Annotated in this window: 19 protein-coding genes and 1 pseudogene; 2 read left to right on the top strand and 18 right to left on the bottom strand. The window is 62.7% G+C overall.

The features are described from left to right. From VEJ16_15480 to VEJ16_15445, 8 genes are all read right to left on the bottom strand, one after another. A partial coding sequence (locus VEJ16_15480; protein ID HYB11066.1) for a 2Fe-2S iron-sulfur cluster-binding protein occupies window positions 1-216 on the bottom strand: 216 nt, incomplete at its 3' end. Continuing rightward, on the bottom strand, window positions 209-1,117 hold the full coding sequence (locus VEJ16_15475) for a methyltetrahydrofolate cobalamin methyltransferase (protein HYB11065.1): 909 nt from the start codon (window positions 1,115-1,117) through the stop codon (window positions 209-211). The genes VEJ16_15480 and VEJ16_15475, both read right to left, overlap by 8 nt. Next, window positions 1,114-2,133: a methylenetetrahydrofolate reductase gene (locus tag VEJ16_15470; protein HYB11064.1), complete on the bottom strand. Its 1,020-nt coding sequence runs from the start codon at window positions 2,131-2,133 to the stop codon at window positions 1,114-1,116. Before VEJ16_15470 ends, VEJ16_15475 begins: the two co-directional genes overlap by 4 nt. Further along, a complete protein-coding gene (locus VEJ16_15465) occupies window positions 2,130-2,588 on the bottom strand; it encodes a methylenetetrahydrofolate reductase C-terminal domain-containing protein (GenBank protein ID HYB11063.1) in 459 nt (152 codons plus the stop codon). The genes VEJ16_15470 and VEJ16_15465 overlap by 4 nt, the downstream gene beginning before the upstream one ends. Before the next feature lie 5 nt (window positions 2,589-2,593). Then, window positions 2,594-3,196 (bottom strand): DUF1638 domain-containing protein, encoded by a 603-nt coding sequence (locus VEJ16_15460; GenBank protein ID HYB11062.1) that lies wholly within the window; start codon window positions 3,194-3,196, stop codon window positions 2,594-2,596. A gap of 53 nt (window positions 3,197-3,249) precedes the next feature. Then, window positions 3,250-3,981 (bottom strand): B12-binding domain-containing protein, encoded by a 732-nt coding sequence (locus VEJ16_15455; GenBank protein ID HYB11061.1) that lies wholly within the window; start codon window positions 3,979-3,981, stop codon window positions 3,250-3,252. A gap of 165 nt (window positions 3,982-4,146) precedes the next feature. Then, complete coding sequence (locus tag VEJ16_15450) at window positions 4,147-4,365, bottom strand: hypothetical protein (protein ID HYB11060.1); 219 nt, start codon at window positions 4,363-4,365, stop codon at window positions 4,147-4,149. A 63-nt stretch (window positions 4,366-4,428) separates the two neighbouring features. After that, a complete protein-coding gene (locus VEJ16_15445) occupies window positions 4,429-5,385 on the bottom strand; it encodes an ornithine cyclodeaminase family protein (protein HYB11059.1) in 957 nt (318 codons plus the stop codon). A gap of 117 nt (window positions 5,386-5,502) precedes the next feature. Between VEJ16_15445 and VEJ16_15440 the strand changes: the two genes are divergently transcribed. Beyond that, on the top strand, window positions 5,503-5,937 hold the full coding sequence (locus tag VEJ16_15440; protein HYB11058.1) for a GFA family protein: 435 nt from the start codon (window positions 5,503-5,505) through the stop codon (window positions 5,935-5,937). Here VEJ16_15440 and VEJ16_15435 read toward each other — a convergent pair. The 10 genes and pseudogenes from VEJ16_15435 to VEJ16_15390 all read right to left on the bottom strand — a co-directional run bounded on the left by VEJ16_15435 (window position 5,934) and on the right by VEJ16_15390 (window position 16,285). Beyond that, window positions 5,934-8,408, bottom strand: coding sequence for an FAD-dependent oxidoreductase (locus tag VEJ16_15435; GenBank protein ID HYB11057.1), 2,475 nt, complete (start codon window positions 8,406-8,408; stop codon window positions 5,934-5,936). The genes VEJ16_15440 and VEJ16_15435 overlap by 4 nt on opposite strands. A 73-nt stretch (window positions 8,409-8,481) precedes the next feature. Continuing rightward, a complete protein-coding gene (locus VEJ16_15430) occupies window positions 8,482-8,817 on the bottom strand; it encodes an antibiotic biosynthesis monooxygenase (protein ID HYB11056.1) in 336 nt (111 codons plus the stop codon). Window positions 8,818-8,908: 91 nt separating this feature from the next. After that, window positions 8,909-9,292 (bottom strand): oxalurate catabolism protein HpxZ, encoded by a 384-nt coding sequence (hpxZ, locus tag VEJ16_15425; protein ID HYB11055.1) that lies wholly within the window; start codon window positions 9,290-9,292, stop codon window positions 8,909-8,911. 204 nt (window positions 9,293-9,496) lie between these two features. Beyond that, window positions 9,497-9,940 (bottom strand): annotated as a pseudogene (locus VEJ16_15420) (SRPBCC family protein). Further along, the gene (locus VEJ16_15415; GenBank protein HYB11054.1) at window positions 9,930-10,415 is read right to left on the bottom strand and encodes a (2Fe-2S)-binding protein; all 486 of its coding nucleotides are present in this window, start codon (window positions 10,413-10,415) and stop codon (window positions 9,930-9,932) included. Before VEJ16_15415 ends, VEJ16_15420 begins: the two are co-directional and overlap by 11 nt. Further along, the gene (locus VEJ16_15410; protein HYB11053.1) at window positions 10,412-11,236 is read right to left on the bottom strand and encodes an FAD binding domain-containing protein; all 825 of its coding nucleotides are present in this window, start codon (window positions 11,234-11,236) and stop codon (window positions 10,412-10,414) included. The genes VEJ16_15415 and VEJ16_15410 overlap by 4 nt, the downstream gene beginning before the upstream one ends. Beyond that, a complete protein-coding gene (locus VEJ16_15405) occupies window positions 11,233-13,605 on the bottom strand; it encodes a xanthine dehydrogenase family protein molybdopterin-binding subunit (protein HYB11052.1) in 2,373 nt (790 codons plus the stop codon). Before VEJ16_15405 ends, VEJ16_15410 begins: the two co-directional genes overlap by 4 nt. 132 nt (window positions 13,606-13,737) lie before the next feature. Then, window positions 13,738-14,130: a RidA family protein gene (locus VEJ16_15400; GenBank protein ID HYB11051.1), complete on the bottom strand. Its 393-nt coding sequence runs from the start codon at window positions 14,128-14,130 to the stop codon at window positions 13,738-13,740. 77 nt (window positions 14,131-14,207) lie between these two features. Then, entirely contained in the window at window positions 14,208-15,587 is a 1,380-nt protein-coding gene (locus VEJ16_15395; protein ID HYB11050.1) for an NAD(P)/FAD-dependent oxidoreductase, read from the bottom strand. Between the two features lie 299 nt (window positions 15,588-15,886). After that, a complete protein-coding gene (locus VEJ16_15390; GenBank protein ID HYB11049.1) occupies window positions 15,887-16,285 on the bottom strand; it encodes a RidA family protein in 399 nt (132 codons plus the stop codon). Between the two features lie 240 nt (window positions 16,286-16,525). Here VEJ16_15390 and VEJ16_15385 point away from each other — a divergent pair, with 240 nt between their 5' ends. Next, on the top strand, window positions 16,526-17,431 hold the full coding sequence (locus VEJ16_15385) for a dihydrodipicolinate synthase family protein (GenBank protein HYB11048.1): 906 nt from the start codon (window positions 16,526-16,528) through the stop codon (window positions 17,429-17,431). Window positions 17,432-17,526 lie beyond the last annotated feature (95 nt).

Raw genomic sequence — 17,526 nt, 5'->3', positions numbered from 1 at the left:
AAATGCCGAGAGGTGCTCGGGGCGCGAGGCAATCGCGTGCTTGGCGAAATCGCCCTCGGACAAAAGAACCTGACAACGCCCGCAAATACCTCGCCCGCCGCAAACGGAATCGATATCGACGCCGAGCGTGCGCGCCGCCTGAAGCACAGACGTGCCGAGCGGGAATCGGCCGCGCCGGCCCGAGGGCGTGAAGACGATGAAGGCTTCGCTAGGCACGCCGCCGCCTGGTCTCGCGCCGGCCGCGTGCGACTTCTCCTTCCGCACCCGCGGGAGGTGCTTCGCGGAACCGGCGAATCCAGCGTGCACAAGCCGGATCGTGCCCCATCATCACATCTGCACCCATGACCGCCCTGAGGATTTCCTCATGACAGGGATTCGTGATTGCCGAGGTCATGCCGGCGCCGATCGCCACACAGAGAAACGCTGCATTGATTCCGCCGCGCGAGGGCAGGCCGAAACTGATATTGGAAGCGCCGCACGTCGTATTCACCTTGAGCTCCTCGCGCAAACGGCGGATCAGTTGCGTTGCTTGCACGCCAGCCTGATTTATGGCGCCGATCGGCATCACGAGGGGGTCGACCACGATGTCGCTCACGGGAATGCCGTGATCGGCGGCGCGCTCCACGATCCGCTTGGCGACCGCGAAGCGCACGTTCGGGTCCTCGGATATGCCGGTCTCGTCGTTCGAGATGGCGACCACCGCGGCGTTGTGTTTCTTGACAAGCGGGAGGACGGTTTCGAGCCGCTCTTCCTCGCCCGTAACCGAATTGACGAGGGCCTTGCCCCTATAGACGGCGAGCCCTGCTTCGAGTGCGGCGACGATCGATGAGTCGATCGACAACGGAACGTTCGTGATCGATTGGACGAGCTGGACGGTCTTGGCGAGGATCGCCGGTTCGTCCGCAAGGGGGATGCCCGCATTGACGTCGAGCATATGAGCACCCGCCTCGACTTGGGCGATGGCGTCCCGCTCGACCCGGCTGAAATCGCCGGCCGCCATTTCCTCGGCCAGAATCTTCCGACCGGTCGGATTGATCCGCTCGCCGATCACGACGAACGGCCGGTCGAAACCGATGACAACTTCCTTGGTCGCTGAGCTGACGACGGTATCCGTCATGATGCTGCCTTTTGATCGTTGAGATGTTTGTCGCGATTTGGGTACCAGGGCACGCGCCCTTGGAGCACACCCGATGTGGCGATGACATCGGCGACCGCCTCTTCCTGGCGGTAGGCCATCACGTGCACGCCGGAAACCCCCTTGATGTCCCGGATCTGCTGAATGAGTTCCACGCAAATCCTGCGCCCTTCTTCCTTAGGCTTTGCCGCACCCGCTAGGCGCTTGACGATTTCGTCGGGGATATGAACGCCGGGGACGTGATTGCGCAGCCAGGCCGCCGTCTTGGCCGATGGAAGCGGGCCCACACCCACCAGGATGAAAACCTTGCCGAGAAGGCCTAGCTCCTCGACGGCTGTCATGAATGCACGCAGCCGTGGCACGTCGAAGCAATACTGGGTCTGGATGAATTGCGCCCCGGCAGCAACCTTTTTCGCGAGCCGAATCGGCCGCCAATCGAAAGGTGGTGCGAAAGGATTTTCCGCAGCCCCCAGAAAGATCTGCGGTTGGCTCGTCAGCTTGCGCCCGCTTTGAAAGCGGCTTTCGTCGCGCAACATGCGCGCAATCTCGAGAAGCGACATGCAGTCGAGGTCGAAGACCGGCTTGGCCTGCGGATGATCGCCCGCCTCGACCCCGTCCCCCGTCAGGCAGAGGATATTGCAAACACCCATCGCGGACGCGCCGAGGATGTCGCCCTGGATCGCGATCCGATTCCGGTCGCGGCAGGAAATCTGCATCACGGGCGAATAACCGATGCGGGTAAGAAGCGCGCAGACGGCCGTGCTCGACATGTGGCAGTTGGCGCCGCTGCCGTCGGTCGCGTTGATCGCGTCGACGAAGCCATCGAAGATTCGCGCCCGCGCATAGACGTCTTCCCCATGCGCGGAGTCAGGCGGGGCCAGTTCCGCGGTCACGGTGAACACGCCGGCGCGCAGCACGCGTTCGAGCCGGCCCGGAGAACTGTGTCCCGGCAATAGCGGGAATGGCTTGCCCGGCTCCGGCTCGTCTTCGAAGATCACGTCCGGTTCTCCGTTATCCCGCGCGCAACCCTGAGCCAGGACGATTTTCCCGCGAGGCGCCGGTCAACGGGCGTCTGCACAACGCAGAATGCCGTCTTGCCCGCTCTCATCCGCCGGCTGCCCTCCCATGCATCGACCCAAACGCAGCGCATCGCGGGAACGACTTCGCAATGGCCGTCGCCGCGCACGCCCCCGCACGGTCCGTTCCGCAGCTGCTTGGGGCAATTCATCGGGCAGGACATGCCGGTCACGCTGAGCGCGCATTGTCCGCACATCTGGCAATCAAAAAAGAGGCCCTTGATCGCCTTCTCGATCGCGGCCACGGGACGCTCGATGCGCTCATATCCGATCCCGCGCCAAAGTGGATCCAGTGCGACCAATACTCGCTCGAAAACGCGATAAAGCGATTCGAGCCCGCGCGCGTGCCGCGTCGACCACAAGCGCAACGCGTACATGGCTTTCAATCTCCCGGTGCGGCGGCCGCAAGAGGCGTTCGGCGCAAGGAACGCGCTGCTCCGCCCGTGCTCCCGTTCGCGCGGGCCAGTGCGGGTGCGAGCTCACCATAGCCGGTGAAGCGATATTCGAACGCGAGGCCGAGGCGTGCGGCAGCCTCGCGCGCCTGCGCGAGCCGTGCCGGGTCCTCGAACTGTGCGAGGTACACGAGGCGCGTGTAATTGCCGAAATAAAGCGGCAACAGCTCGGGATATCGGTCGATTCCGAGGCCCTGAATGATAAGGCGGTCGAAATGGCGCGCGAGAAAATCGGTCAGGTAGAAGCTGCGCGGCTCGGCCTCGGACAGTTCCTCAAAATCCCGGGATCCCGTGAAAAATTCATAGCAATGGGCACCGGCGATCCGCTCGACGCCCTCCTCGGCGAGCATTTCGTCCAAGGCGCCCCCCGTGCCGCAATCGCCATAGAGAACGAATATCCGGCCGAACTTTTCGCGCCCCGCACGGATCTTGGCGCGAACCGCTTCAGTGATTTTCTGCGGGGTGTTGTGGAGTTTCGCGGGCAAGCATTGCACGGTCATATGCGACCAGCGATTGGCGCGCAAAAGCGCCATGATCTCGTGGGCGAGTGCACCACATGCGATAAGCAGAACAGGTGCTTGTTCGCTCACGTGGATGCACCCTGGGCGCGCAGGCTCGGCGCCTGCCGACGCTCGGCGATGAGGCGCTTTGCGGTTTCGACGGCCATCGCGGCGTCCCGGCAATAGGCGTCGGCGCCGACCGCCTTGCCGAAATTCTCGTTGAGCGGTGCTCCGCCGACGAGGACGATGTAATCGTCCCGGATGCCTTTTTCCTTGAGGGTGTCGATCACGACTTTCATGTAGGGCATCGTGGTCGTCAGGAGTGCGGACATGCCGAGGATGTCGGGCTTATGCTTTTCGAGTGCTTCGAGATAATTTTCGACGGGATTGTTGATCCCGAGATCGATCACTTCGAAGCCCGCACCTTCGAGCATCATCGAGACCAGGTTCTTGCCGATGTCGTGGACGTCGCCCTTCACCGTTCCGATGACGATCTTGCCCATCGGCTCGATGTCCGACTTCGCGAGGATCGGACGGAGGATCTCCATTCCGCCCTTCATCGCGTTGGCCGCCAGCAGCACCTCCGGCACAAAGAGAATGCCATCGCGAAAATCGATTCCGACGATCCGCATCCCTTCGACGAGCGCTTCATTCAAGACTTTGTCGGCCGGCCAGCCTCGCGCGAGAAGGATGCGCGTTCCCTCCTCGATCTCCGGCCGGAGACCGTCATACATGTCGTCATGCATCTGCTCGACAAGCTCGGCATCGTTGAGCGAGTTGAGGTCGAGCTCACCGCCCTGATCGCTGTTTTCAGGCATTTTTTCACCCATGGTAAGGCGGTACGAGCCGCGCTCATCAAAATAGCCGGCCAGCATCCGGCCGGCTGACGCTACAGGGACATGAATTTATTCAAAAGCGACAAGGCTGCCAAGAAGGATGCCGCTTTTAAGCAATCCTTATCGTATTGACCGACCTAGCAAAAGTCATTTCTGTCCGGTCTCGGCCAGTTTTTGCAGGCAGGTTGGACAATAGCAATTCGCGTCATAGCCTTCCGCCGGGAGTGGGAGGCGAACCGCCTCTCGCCCGCACCAGCATTCACCCGCCGGGCAGCAGGTGAATTGCCGTCCGCAGCCAGCACAGGTTTCGACGACGACAAAGTCGTTCGGATCGACGAATGGGCCCGCGCTGGATTGTTCAACCATGGGCGCGATCATAGGGAGGTCGTCGGCCCGGCGCAACGCGAGGTGCGGCGCGCGCACGTCGAGTTAGGGCTGTTTTCGCTCGAGCGTCTCATAAACGAAGCGGGCGGTCATGAGATCGAGATGAGCACCGCCGGCATTTTTGAAGATCGTGATCTCATCCCTGCTGCTTCGCCCCCGATGCGCACCGTTGCAAAGCTCGAAGAGATCGGCCACGATTCCATGCTGGGCGAGTGCGCCGGATTGCATCGGCCCGGTGATGTCGCCGCATTTTCCGATCGTGAACCACCGCGAATCGACGAAGACCCGCGCGCGCCGTATCGCTTCGTCATCCGCCTCGCGCATGTCGTTTGTATAGCCGCCGACGAGATCGAGATGCGCTCCGGGCTTTAGCCACGCCCCTTCGATCACGGGCTCGGTCGCCATGGTGGCGCAGGAAATTACATCCACCGACGCGACAGCGCGTGGAAGATCCTCCGTCACCCGGATTTCAACCCCCTCGATATGCAGCGCGCGGCTCAGTCGATGAGCGTTGGCGGGTGTCCGGTTCCAAACGAGAACCTTTTCGATCGAGGGGCGCACGGCGCAGTGGGCCATGATTTGATGGGGCGCCTGGGCCCCTGCCCCCACCACGAGGAGGCTCGTCGCGTCGGCGCGCGCTAGATAGGAAGCACCGAGAGCGGAATCCGCCGCAGTCTTGCGGAGCGTCAGTGCCGATCCCTCGAGGAGTGCGATCGGCGTGCCCGATCCGCCATCGAACAGCACGTAAGCGGTTTGAATTGTTGGCGGGCCGTCCTCGGACTTGTTGTTTGGAAAAACCGTGACGAGCTTGACGCCAAGCGCTTCGCCACGCTGCCATGCCGGCAAGACGAGAAAATGGTCGCTTCCGCCATCACGCGATGGCTGGGCCATCAGAATTCGCTCGACCGCGTCGACACCCTTGCGATGCCCGTCTCGCAACGCCTCGACCAAGGCGCGATAGTCGAGCGCGCCATGCACGGCGTCGGCATCGAAATACCGCACGGCACCCCACCTCCGAATCCGTCACACGAGGCTTCTTAGCCCCTATATACCCGTATATTGGCACGATATATTGCCACGGTCGCAACCGGTCATCACCAGATCGACGAGGATTGAAGCATGAGCAAGGAAAAGCCCGATGTGCGCGCAAAAGGCAGGTGCCTCTGCGGTGGCGTGCGTTATGAGATCAGGGGACCGATTCGCGACGTCGTCGCGTGCCACTGCTCCCAGTGTCGCCGAACGTCCGGCCACTACATGGCGGCGACGGCCGCCAAGCGGGCGGATTTTACCCTGACCCGCCAAGACGGACTCAAATGGTATCAGTCCTCGAAGGCCGCCCGACGCGGCTTTTGCGGCAATTGCGGCGCCGTTCTTTTCTGGGAGGGCCAGGGCAAGGACTATATTTCGATCTCGGCGGGCACGCTCGACGTGCCGACAGGCATAAAAATCGTTCAGCACATCTATACAGCCGACAAGAGCGACTATTACGCGCTCGACGACGGTCTTCCCCAGTCGTCGGGCCACGGCCCGCTGGTTCCCATCCCGTCCCGTTAACGGGCGGTGCTGCCGCCGTCCATGCGTGCGCGCTCGTTGGCCGTGTCGTAAGGGCTATCCATGACGACGCGCGCCGGGTAACGCGCATCCAGCATCTTGATCGAGAGCTCCCGGCCTTCCTCGGCATACTCCGGCCGCACGAACGCCATGGCGATCTGCTTGCCGAAATTGACGGAATAGCCCCCGCCCGTGGCGCGACCCACGACCTTGCCATCCGACCAGACCGATTCGACCCCCCAGGGGTCCGCGTCCTGCGGCCCATCGATCAACAGCGTTGCGAGCTTCCAGCGCAATCCACCGGACGTCTTTTGCTTCTCGAGTGCAGCACGGCCGACGAAATCGCTGTTCTTGTCGAAGCGGATGAAGCGGTCGAGCCCGCTCTCGAGGGCCGTGACTTCCTTCGAAAGCTCGGTACCCCATCCGCGATAGCTCTTCTCCAGGCGGAGCCAGTTCATGGCCCGCATTCCCACGAGCTTCATATCGAACTTGCGGCCGGACTCTTCGAGTACATCGAAGATGTGGTTCTGGTACTCGATCGGATGGTGAATTTCCCACCCGAGCTCTCCTACGTAATTCACGCGCATGAGCCGGACTGGCGCCATCCCGACCGTCGCCTGCTTGCCGGTGAGCCAAGGGAAGCCCTTGTTCGATAGATCCTCCCCGTCGACGAGCGGCGAGAGCACATCGCGCGCTTTCGGACCCGCGACCACGAACACGCCGTATTGTCCCGTCACCTTTTGAAGCCGGACTGAGCCATCCTTGGGCATCGTCCGCGTGAGGTAATCCCAGTCGTAGGATTCCGCGGCCCCGGCGCCGACGATGTAGAACGCATCCGCCCCCTCGCGCATGATCGTGAATTCGGAGCGCACCCCACCTTTGGGCGTGCAGGCATGGGTGAGCTGGATACGGCCCGGTTTTTGCGGCAACCGGTTCGCGACGAGCGAGTCGAGCCAGGTGCTGGCACCCGGTCCGCTTGCAAGATATTTCGCGAAGGTCGACGCCTCGATAAGGCCGACATTATGACGGATGGCCTCGGCCTCGGCCTTCACGTATGGCCACCAGTTGCCGCGCCGGAACGACCATTTCTCCTTGAAGCGGGGCTCCTCGGACGGTCTCGGCCCGAAGAAATTCGGCCGCTCCCATCCGAAGCGTTGGCCGAACACCGCCCCACGCGCCTTCAGGCGGTCATAGGCCGGTGCCGTGCGGAGTGGGCGGCAAGCGGGCCGTTCTTCGTCGGGGTAATGGAGCACGAAGACATGCTCGTAAGCCTCTTCGTTTTTCTTCACCACATAGGACCGCGTCGCGTAGGCGCCGAATCGCCTCGGGTCGAGTGCCAGCATGTCGATCTCCGCCTCGCCCTCGGTGACGATCTGCGTCAGATACTTGCCGGCACCGCCGGCGGCGGTGATGCCGAAGGAGAACCCTTCGGCGAAATAGAAATTCGCGAGGCCGGGCGCCGGCCCGACAAGCGGATTGCCGTCGGGTGTGTAGCAGATCGGTCCGTTATAGACGGTCTTAACCCCACCTTTCGCAAAGCAGGGCATCCGCACGAACGCTTCCTCGATGTGCCACTCGAGCCGATCAAGATCGGGTGGCAAAAGGTCGGCGCGGAAATTCTCGGGAACGCCGTGGACGGCCCAGGCGGGTGCGCCTTTTTCATAGGGGCCGAGGATCAGCCCGCCGCGCTCCTCGCGCATGTACCAGCGCGCGTCGGCATCGCGCAGAATAGGGTGCTCCGGCTTACCCGCCTTGCGCCATGCGACGATCTCGGGAATCTCGTCGGTCACGATGTACTGATGCTCGACGGGTATGGCCGGGATATAAAGTCCGACCATTGCCGCCGTACGCTGCGCGTGGTTTCCGGTGGCGGCGATCACATTCTCGCAGACGATCTCGCCTTGATTGGTTCTTAGGCGCCACTCCCCGCTCGACAGCCGCTCGATCGCCTGCACGTCCGTCTTGCGGTGGATGGCGGCCCCCGCTTTGCGCGCAGCGTCGGCGAGCAGCATCGTGATGTCGGCAGGATTGATGTAGCCGTCGGTCGGGTGAAAGAGTGCGCCAACCAGGCCCTCGACGTTCACAAGCGGAAAGCGGTCCTTGATATCCTTGGGAGTCCACCACTCGTAAGGCACGCCGATCGAGTCGGCGGTTGTCGCGTAGGTCTGGAACTCCTCCATGCGCTCTTTGGTTCGCGCCATGCGCAAGTTGCCGACCCGCTTGAAACCGACATCGCGGCTCCACTCGGCGGAGAGACGCGTATAGAGATCGATCGAATATCTGTGCGCCTGGCCGGTCGCGTACGACATGTTGAAGAGCGGCAAAAGCCCCGCCGCGTGCCATGTCGAACCCGCGGTCAATTCGTCGCGCTCGAGGAGTGCCGCGTCCGTCCAGCCTGCTTCCGTCAAGTGATAAAGGATGGAGCAACCGACGGCTCCACCGCCGATCACCGCAACGCGCACATGTGTCTTCACCCTAGCCCCCTGCCGATTTTCTCAACTGCAACTCTAGTGCTACGTCCCCGACCGACGAAACCCTTTTTCGCGCCTAACGCGCCGGTGCCGAGGGATGGTAGGGCTCAGTAACGAGCTCGTCCTCGACGAGGGTCATAAGAATGTCCGGTTTCTTGCGGACGGCGCTCTCCTGCATCACGCGGCGGTAATTCTCCTCCTCGGGCGTCGTCGGTTCGTTAAGCGAAATATTCCACGCGTCGCGGCCCGGCCACTGCGCGTAGGCAATAAATCGCCCATCTTCGGTGCGATGAAGCCGCGATCCAAGGCTGCCCCGCCGTTTGTAGATCAGCCTGGTTAGATTTGACCACGCCTCTACAAATTCACTCTCACGGCCGGGCTTCACGCGCCATTCGTATAGTAGGACAAACATCTATTCACGGAGACCGGGAAATGCATGATCGCTAGGATAGCGTAATTCGTTATCTCTGTAATCGGTCCGTTGCCCGTGTCCGACGTCAAGTTCAGCCCTTGGAATGAGGCAAACTCACGTGCGCCGCAACAATGCGCCAGCCCTCGGCCGTGCGCACCCAGCACTGGGTTTGCCGTCCGGGCCGAGCGAGCCCCTCGCGTGTGAACTCGGTATTGGCCGTCGCGAAATCGCGTCCGAACGTGGTGACGACCGTCCGGCCCAGGGTCCGCGCAAGGTTGACGGGCGGTCGGGCCGCCCTGAATGCCGCAATTTCGTCGAAGCCATAGAGACTTTCCCCAACACCGTAGCGAATGGCAGCACCGTTCTTCCAGAACAGCTCGTCGAGCACGTGAACGTCGTTCGCCACGAGTGCCTTTTCGTAGCGCCGAAATGCCTCGCTCACTTCCGCGACGACATCGGGAAGATTGATTTCCATGGTCGGTGCGCTCGCCGACTTCTCCAGCCTCGAAAGGCCGAGCAGGTCCTTGAGCCATGTCCGAATGGCACGGAAAAAGAGACCGCCCATCTCGAGCGGCTGAGCTTCGGATGCCGTGGGTGCTGCGACCGCCTGCGGGCGGGCTTCGCCGGTCCCGCCGGCCGCCGGAGCCGCTGCGGCACTCGCCGCCACCAACTGCTTTGCGAGATTCTGGGCGAATTGCGCCGTCAGCTGATTGGCGATCTCCTTGACGATGCCGCCGCGGCTGAATTGCGCGAGCGCACCCGTGAGCGCGTAATCGATCTTCACGCCGACGTCAGTACCTCCGCCACCGGCGATCTCGCTCAACACGAAGTCGCCGGTGCCTTTGACACGGGAGTTGGTGCGCTGGTCGCTGCCTGAACCGTTGAGCGTTCCACGATAGGTCTGGTCCGTGTAAACGACCGCACCGCGTCCCGCAAAGCTCGCCGAGATCGGCCCGAGCTTCACCGCGAAACCCAGATCGAGGTCGAGGCCGTTTTCGGTCGGCGCCGGAGGTGAGCGAAGCGATGCACCCGGCATGCAGCCGACGAGAGCCTCGACATTCTTGAACGCCCGCCACACGGTGTCACGCGGAAAGGGAACGGTGAAACGAGTTTCAAGCTCCATCGCGAGACCTCGCACCCCTTGCCGCGAGAACGCGCATGATGGCCTTCACGATCCCGTTATATCCGGTGCAGCGGCAAAGATTACCGGACAGTTCCTTGCGCACGCGCGGCTCGTCGGCATTCGGCAGCCGCATGACGATATCGCGGGCGGTGATCAGCATTCCCGGCGTGCAATAGCCGCATTGAAGCCCATGCTCCGCCGAGAACGCCTCGCGCAATGTCGTCATTACCGGATCGTCGTCGAAACTTTCGATGGTGCGAACCGTCGCCTTGTCGCACGCGACCGCGTAGGTGATGCAGGAACGTGCGGGAGCGCCGTCGATCTCAAGGGTGCAGGCACCGCATACGCCATGTTCGCAGCCGATATGCGTGCCCGTGAGAAGCAGCTGCTCGCGGAGAAAGTCGGCAAGTTGGGTTCGCGGCTCGACCGCCGCGGTTACATCCCTGTCATTCACGCGTAGCGTTATGCTCTTCATTTCAAGCGCCACTCCGAAAGCCTGCGCACCGCCCGCTGGAGTGCTACGAAATGCACCTGGCGTTCGTAGGCGTCCTCCGCGAGTCCCGCTTCTTCCACGATGTGCAACGCCGCCTCCGTTCTGCCACCGTTGAGCAGATTCTCGGCGGACACGACGATATGAGGTGCGCCTCCTATGGCGCCGATCGCGGCACGCACAACGCCACGCTCAGGATCGTGCAACACAGCACCGATCGCTTCGGCGAACTCGCCGGGCTTGCGGCAGAATTTGTAATAGCCCCACCGTGCGGCACGGGAGAGATTTGGAATGCGCACGGCGACGAGGATCTCGTCGGCGGCAAGGTTCGTCTGGAACGGACCCGTGACGAGTTGGGCGGCCGGGAGCGTGCGCCGCCCACCCGATCCCTCGATCAGCACGCTCGCATCGAGAAGGAGGAGCGTCGTCAACCAATCCGCCGCCGGGTCGGCGTGGGCGAGGCTTCCGCCAATCGTTCCCCGGTTCCGGACTGCGCGATACGCGATGTCGGCAGCGACGTGACTTAAGAGTCCGCCGATTGGACCGGCGATGCGGCCATCCTCGATCGCGGCATGGGTGACCGCCGCACCGATTGTCGTCGAATCCGGACTGGCCTCGACCGCGTTAAGGGCCGCGATGCCTCGCACATCGACGAGAAGCCGCGGCTGCGCCAGCCGCAGATTGAGCATCGGCCCGAGCGACTGGCCGCCGGCGATCACCTTGGCCTCCCCGTTCGCACGCCGAAGGAATGCGATCGCCGACGCAAGATCGGCCGGTTTTTCGTAATCGAAGGCGACCGGTTTCATGCCGCCTTCGTGCGCCGCGCGCGCGCCTCCTCGATTGCCGCCAACAGCCGGCGCGGCGATATCGGGCATTCACCGATCTCGACGCCCAGGTCCTTGAGCGCATCGTTGATCGCATTCGCGATGGCGGCCGGTGGGGCTATCGCCCCGCCTTCCCCGAGGCCCTTCTGGCCGAATTCCGTATAGGGCGAAGGCGTCACCATATGCTCGATGCGGACATTCGGCATTTCCGTAGCACCCGGAAGGATATAATCCGCCAGCGTGGACGCAAGCGGCTGTCCCTCGCGGTCGAAGGGCATCTCTTCGTAGAGTGCCGTGCCGATGCCCTGCGCCGTGCCGCCGAGAATTTGGCCGTCGACCACCATCGGATTGATCAGCGTTCCACCATCCTCGACGATCGCGTAGTCGAGGATCTCGACCTGACCGAGTTCGACGTCAACCGCGACGACCACGGCGTGGCAGGCGTAGCTGAAGGTGCCGCTGTCGCGCGCAGGCTTGTATCCCGCCGTGGTCTCGAGCCCGCCCGGATCGATGTCGGCCGGCAGAAGCTGCGGCTTGCGATACCAGACGTGCGCCACTTCCGAGAGCGGCATGCGCTTGTTGGTTCCGGGGACGAGGGCGAAGCCGTCCTCGAGCGCCACGGCCTCGGGTGCGGCGTCCATGACCTTGCCCGCGATCTGCTTGACGCGGCGCGCGATCTCTTTGCAGGCCGACGCGACCGCACCCCCCGACATCACCATGCTGCGCGAACCCCACGTTCCCGTCGAATAGGGCGTGAGTGCTGTATCGCCGTGGATCAGCCGGACACTGGCCGGATCGACGCCGAGCACGGCGTGCGCCACTTGGGCGAGCGTGGTCTCAAGGCTCTGCCCATGGGAATGCGCGCCGATCCGAATTTCGAGCACCCCGTCGGGTGAAAGACGCGCGAAGCACTGCTCATGGCCGGGCACCATCGGAATTCCCCACCCATAATAGACCGACGTGCCGTGGGCCCCCTGCTCGCAATAGACCGCGAAGCCTGCGCCGATCTTGCGGCCATCGGCCTCACCGCGGGCCTGCCGCACACGCACACCCGGAAGATCGATCGCGGCAGCCGCGCGCCGAACCGCCTCGGGATAATCGCCGCTGTCAAAATGCTTCTTCGTCACATTGTCGAATGGCATTTCGTGGGGCTGCACCAGGTTCTTGAGGCGCACGTCATGGGGCTCGATGCCGACTTCGCGCGCAATCGCATCGATGACGAGTTCGATCGCAAAGCACACGCCGGTTCGGGCAACGCCTCGATAGGGCAGAATCGGCGGCTTGTTCGTGGCCACCGACCATGTGCGGCAACGGTAGCGTTCCATCTTGTAGGGGCCCGGCAGGATCGAGCTTACTTGTGCCGCCTCCAGACAGGCCGAGAACGGATAGGACGAGTAAGCGCCCGAATCGACCGTCGCTTCGCACTCGATCCCGAGAAGGCGGCCGTCGCGGTCGGCGTAGCCCGTGATGTCGTAGTAGTGTTCCCGGCAATTAGCGCTTGCGATCAACGCTTCGCGTCGGTCCTCGAGCCAGCGCACGGGAACACCCAGCCTCATCGTAAGCCAGGCAAGACAAACTTCCTCGGGAAGCAGGATTCCCTTGTAGCCGAAGCCCCCGCCCACGTCGGGTGCGATGACGCGGATTTTCCCTTGATCGATGCCGAGGCATTCGGAGAGCCCGGCACGGTTTATGTGGGGCATCTGTGCCGCCGTGTACATCACGAGCTGATCGAGGCGGCGATCCCAGTGGCAGAGTACGGCCCGCCCCTCAATCGGCGCCATGCTCTGCCGAGAGGTTCGAATGCGGCGCGTGACCCGAACCGGTGCGCTCGCCTTGAGTGCGGCGAGATCGTCGTCCCAAAGGGTCTCGAGAAAGACGTTGTCGCCCCACTCATCGTGCACGAGGGGCGCGCCAGGCTCGCGCGCCTGCAGCATGTCGTGCACGGCAGGCAGGTCCTCGAAATCGACGAACACTTGCTGAGCGATATCCTCCGCCTCCGCACGCGTGCGAGCCACGCACATGGCGATCATTTCACCGACTTGGCGGACCTTGCCCTTCGCCAGCACCGACTGCTCGGAAACCTTGAAACCCTTGAGTGCCGAGACCGCACGGATCGCCCGCACATCCTTGAGATCGTCGATGGTGAAAACCGCGTGCTCGAATCCGACCGGTTTTTCAACGCCGCGGATTCGGCCATGCGCAATCGGGCTGCGCACGAATGCAACCTCCATGGCACCGGCGAGCTTGATGTCGGCGACGAATTGGCCGCGGCCGCGCAGGTATCGGTCGTCTTCTTTTCGCCGCAGGCGGGCGCCAACGCCGCGCGTGCTGACTTTCGAGCTGTTTGTCATCGAATTTCAATCGGGACTTGTAAGCGGGATGGTGCCGGCGTCATGTGCGATTACTCTACCGCGCGGGAGTGGACCACAGCTTGCACGAACTGCAAAGCCAAAAATGGGCAACGGCCGTACCGGCAGAATGCCTTAGCGGTGCGCGATCAGATCGATCTCGACAATGCCGCCCCTTGCGAGTGCGGTAACGCCGACGGTCGTGCGCGCGGGAAGCCGATTGTGCGCGAAATACTCGAGATAGATCCGATTGAAATCGGCATAGTCTCGCTCGAAATGCGCGAGGAACACCCTCACACAAAGCACGTGCTCGAGACCAGCCCCCGCACCCGCGAGTGCCCGCTTGAGGTTATCGAAGACCTTGCGCGTCTGTGCCTCGATTCCGGCGGGAAGAGGCAGGCCGTCGTCGTCGGGGTCGGTGGCGAGCTGGCCGGTGACGAAAAGCCAGCCACCGTATTCGACTACGTGGCTGTAGGGTCCGACGGGTTTCGGTGCGTTTGCGATCAAGTGGAATATCGGTGCCGTCATTTTTCCTGCCTTTCTTGGCTCGATCCGGGTGAGCGGCTTACGCTGCCGTCGTTGGTTGGCGGCAGGCAACATAAACGTCAGTGAAGTTTGACCACCGGGTCGGTGTGCCGCGTGATCATCCGGGCGAGCGTGTCGAGGGCCGTCTTGGTGAATCCGTGAAGCGCCATTTCGTGCATTTTGTAGAGCGAGCGGTACATGAGCATCGCGAAATAACCCTCGACAAGGAAGTTCTTGCCGATCAGGAAGCCCATCAGGCTACCGACCGTACTGTAATGACCGAGGGAAACCAGCGATCCGAAATCGCGATACTTGAAGGGTGCGAGCGGCTTGCCGTCGAGGCGACGGCGGAGTTGCTTGACCAGGTGGGACGCCTGCTGGTGGGCCGCCTGGGCGCGGGGCGGTACCGGCGTGGGGTCGCCTTCGCGGGGACAGGCGGCACAGTCGCCCATCGCGAAGACATCCGGGTCCCGTGTGGTCTGAAGCGTCGGCGTGACGACGAGCTGTCGGTTGCGCGTTGCTTCGAGGCCGTCGAGGTCGTGCAAGACTTCGGGTCCTTGCACACCGGCCGCCCAGACCACGAGCTCCGACGGGATGAAATCCCCACTTGCGAGTGTTACGCCATCCCGCCCCACCTCGGTGACGCGCGCCTTCGTTCGAACGACAACGCCGAGACCCTCCAGTAGTTTGGTGGTCGCCTTCGAAATCCGTTCTGGCAAGGCCGGCACGATGCGGTCGGCGGCCTCGATCAGCGTGATGCGAATATCCTTCTCGGCGTCGATGCGGTCGAGGCCGAAGGCGACGACGGCGCGTGCGGTCCGGTGCAGCTCCGCCGCGAGTTCCGTCCCGGTCGCCCCGGCGCCGATGATTGCGACGTGAAGCTGTCCCGGCCGGATCGGTGCTTCCTGAGCGTGCGCGCGGATGCAGGCATTGACGAGCCTTCGATTGAATCGGGCTGCCTGCTCGGGCGTGTCGAGCGGTACCGCAAATTCGCGCGCGCCGGGTGTTCCGAAATCGTTGGTGACGCTGCCGATCGCGATGACGAGCGTATCGTAGGGAAAGGAGCGCGGCGGGGTGATCTGCACGCCCTCGTCGTCGTAGGTGGCGGCGAGATGAATCTCCTTTCGGGACCGGTCGAGCCCGACCATCTCCCCAACGCGATAGACGAAATTATGCCAATGGGCCTGGGCGAGATAGTCGAGTTCGAACTCGTTGATGTCCATGCTGCCCGCCGCGACCGCATGCAAGAGGGGCTTCCACAGATGCGTGCGCGAGCGGTCCACGAGTTCGACGACGGCGGCCTTGCGCTTGCCGAGCGTGTTGCCGAGCCGGGTAACCAGCTCCAATCCGCCCGCCCCGCCTCCGACGACGACGATGCGGTGAGGGGCGCGTGCGAGGCTGCGCCCGTGTTCGACTTCGCCGAGGCCGGGCCGGGCTTCCGTTTCGAGCGTGCTCGTCATCGTTGTCGCCCTCCGTTTCGAAGGTTCGACTGGAACGGGACATTCGGCACCTGCCATTCTAGTGTGGCCAACCGGACTTCTCCAATCGTCATGCCCGGGCTTAACCCGGGCAACCATGTGTTTCTGCCCAATCGCTGAAAGGCGTAGATGGCCGGGTCTCGGCCTTCGGCCGGCCCGGCCATGACGTTAAAGGGAACGAACGATCCGACTCAGCGCAATCACAAGAGGTTGTATCTAGCGCGGTATTCGGATTTGAAGTTCCTAAACGCGGATGCCGCCAAACTGACCCAGGATTGCGTTCAAGCAGCGGGACCTGCGGGCAGGAAGGCGATGGCGTCGATTTCGATCTTCGCGCTGAGCAACAGGCCCGCGACTTGCACGGCGGTGCTGGTGGGCGGGTCTTTCGGGAAGAACTCTCCGCGGATGCGCGAATACACCGCATAGGGAGCGAGATCGGTCAAATATGTTTTAATGCTGACGACATGGTTCATGCCGGCGCCGAGTTTGCCGAGCGAATCCCGGATGCGCTCGAAGATCGTACGCACCTCCTGTTCGAACGTGACGCTGCCCTTGTCGGGCGGTAACGGCACGCCGACCTGGCCGGACACGAAGATCCAGCAGCCGGCTTGTGTATCGATGCGCAGTGCCTCGCTGAAGCTCGGAGCGATCGGGCTCGGCAGGCGTTTGAGAAAATCCATGGCGTTACTCCCAACGACATTGCTGTTCAGATCACGTGGACAAACCCGAATATAGGGAATTCTCCCGACGCGGAAGAGTGTGATTCGAGACTTACCTCCGGGTTGGAGGTCGGCTTTGGTTCACGGCTCGACGGTGGACCATGAATGGGTGTTTTTCGAGCCCTTCCTGACGGGAAGATCGAAGCGATGCATCGCAGCGCTTGATCGACTATCATCCCTCCAAGGCAAGGCAGGATGGCAATGAAGACCAAGTCCGGCTTCTTCGGCGTCTACCCGATGGTTTATGCGCTATTCGACAAGGCGGGCAATCTCAGCCGCCGTGCGATGAGCCTGCAAATCGAGGCGATGCTCAAGCATAAGGTCCACGGTATCGCCGTGCTCGGCCTCGCGAGCGAAGTGAACAAGCTAAGCACCGCCGAACGCCATACCCTCATGTCATGGGTGGCGGAGGACGTCGACGGCCGCGTCCCCCTCGCCGTCACCGTGGCCGAACTGAGCATCGGTGGACAAATCGAGTTCGTGAAGGCCGCGGCGTCCCTCGGCGCCAAGTGGGCCATCCTCCAGCCGCCGCACGCGAAGGGCGTGCCGGAGTCCGAGCTCATACGGTTCTTCGGTGCGGTTGCGGAGAAGGCACCCATACCGCTCGGCATCCAGAATGCGCCGGAATATCTCGGTATCGGGCTTTCGAGCGATGGCATCGGGACCCTCAACCGTGTGCATCCCAACATTTCAATCGTCAAGCTCGAGGCGACGGCGATTGCCATCGGACGATTGATGGAGCGCATTGGCGGCGAGATGGACGTGTTCAACGGCCGCGGCGGCCTCGAGATGACGGACTCCTTGCGCGCAGGTGCGGTCGGCATTATCCCGGGTGGAGAATCGTTCGACGTGCTCGTGCGTATTTTCGAGCGGATGTCGAACGGTGGCGCCGAAAATGCGGCACAAGCCGATGCGCTTTACGCGGGCTTGCTCCCGCTTCTCGTCTTTCTCATGGAGTCGATAGATACGCTGCTCGTCTACGGCAAACGCGTGCTCGGTCATCGCCTGGGCATCGACGAGGTCGACCCGCGGATTCCCTATACCCCGCCGACGCCGTTCGGCCTGGCGACTGCACTGCGATACGCCGAAGCGCTCGGTAAATTCTAAGGCCTACGTCGGGGACGGCTGCCACGCGGAAACCTCACCATGAGGATGCTTAATCACAAAATAAGAATCCTCACCCTGAGGAGCCTCGCGGCGCG

The organism is Alphaproteobacteria bacterium, assembly GCA_035625915.1.
GTDB lineage: Bacteria > Pseudomonadota > Alphaproteobacteria > JACZXZ01 > JACZXZ01 > DATDHA01.
Note: the sequence above shows the minus strand (reverse complement) of the source record. Positions and strands in the feature narration are given on the sequence as shown.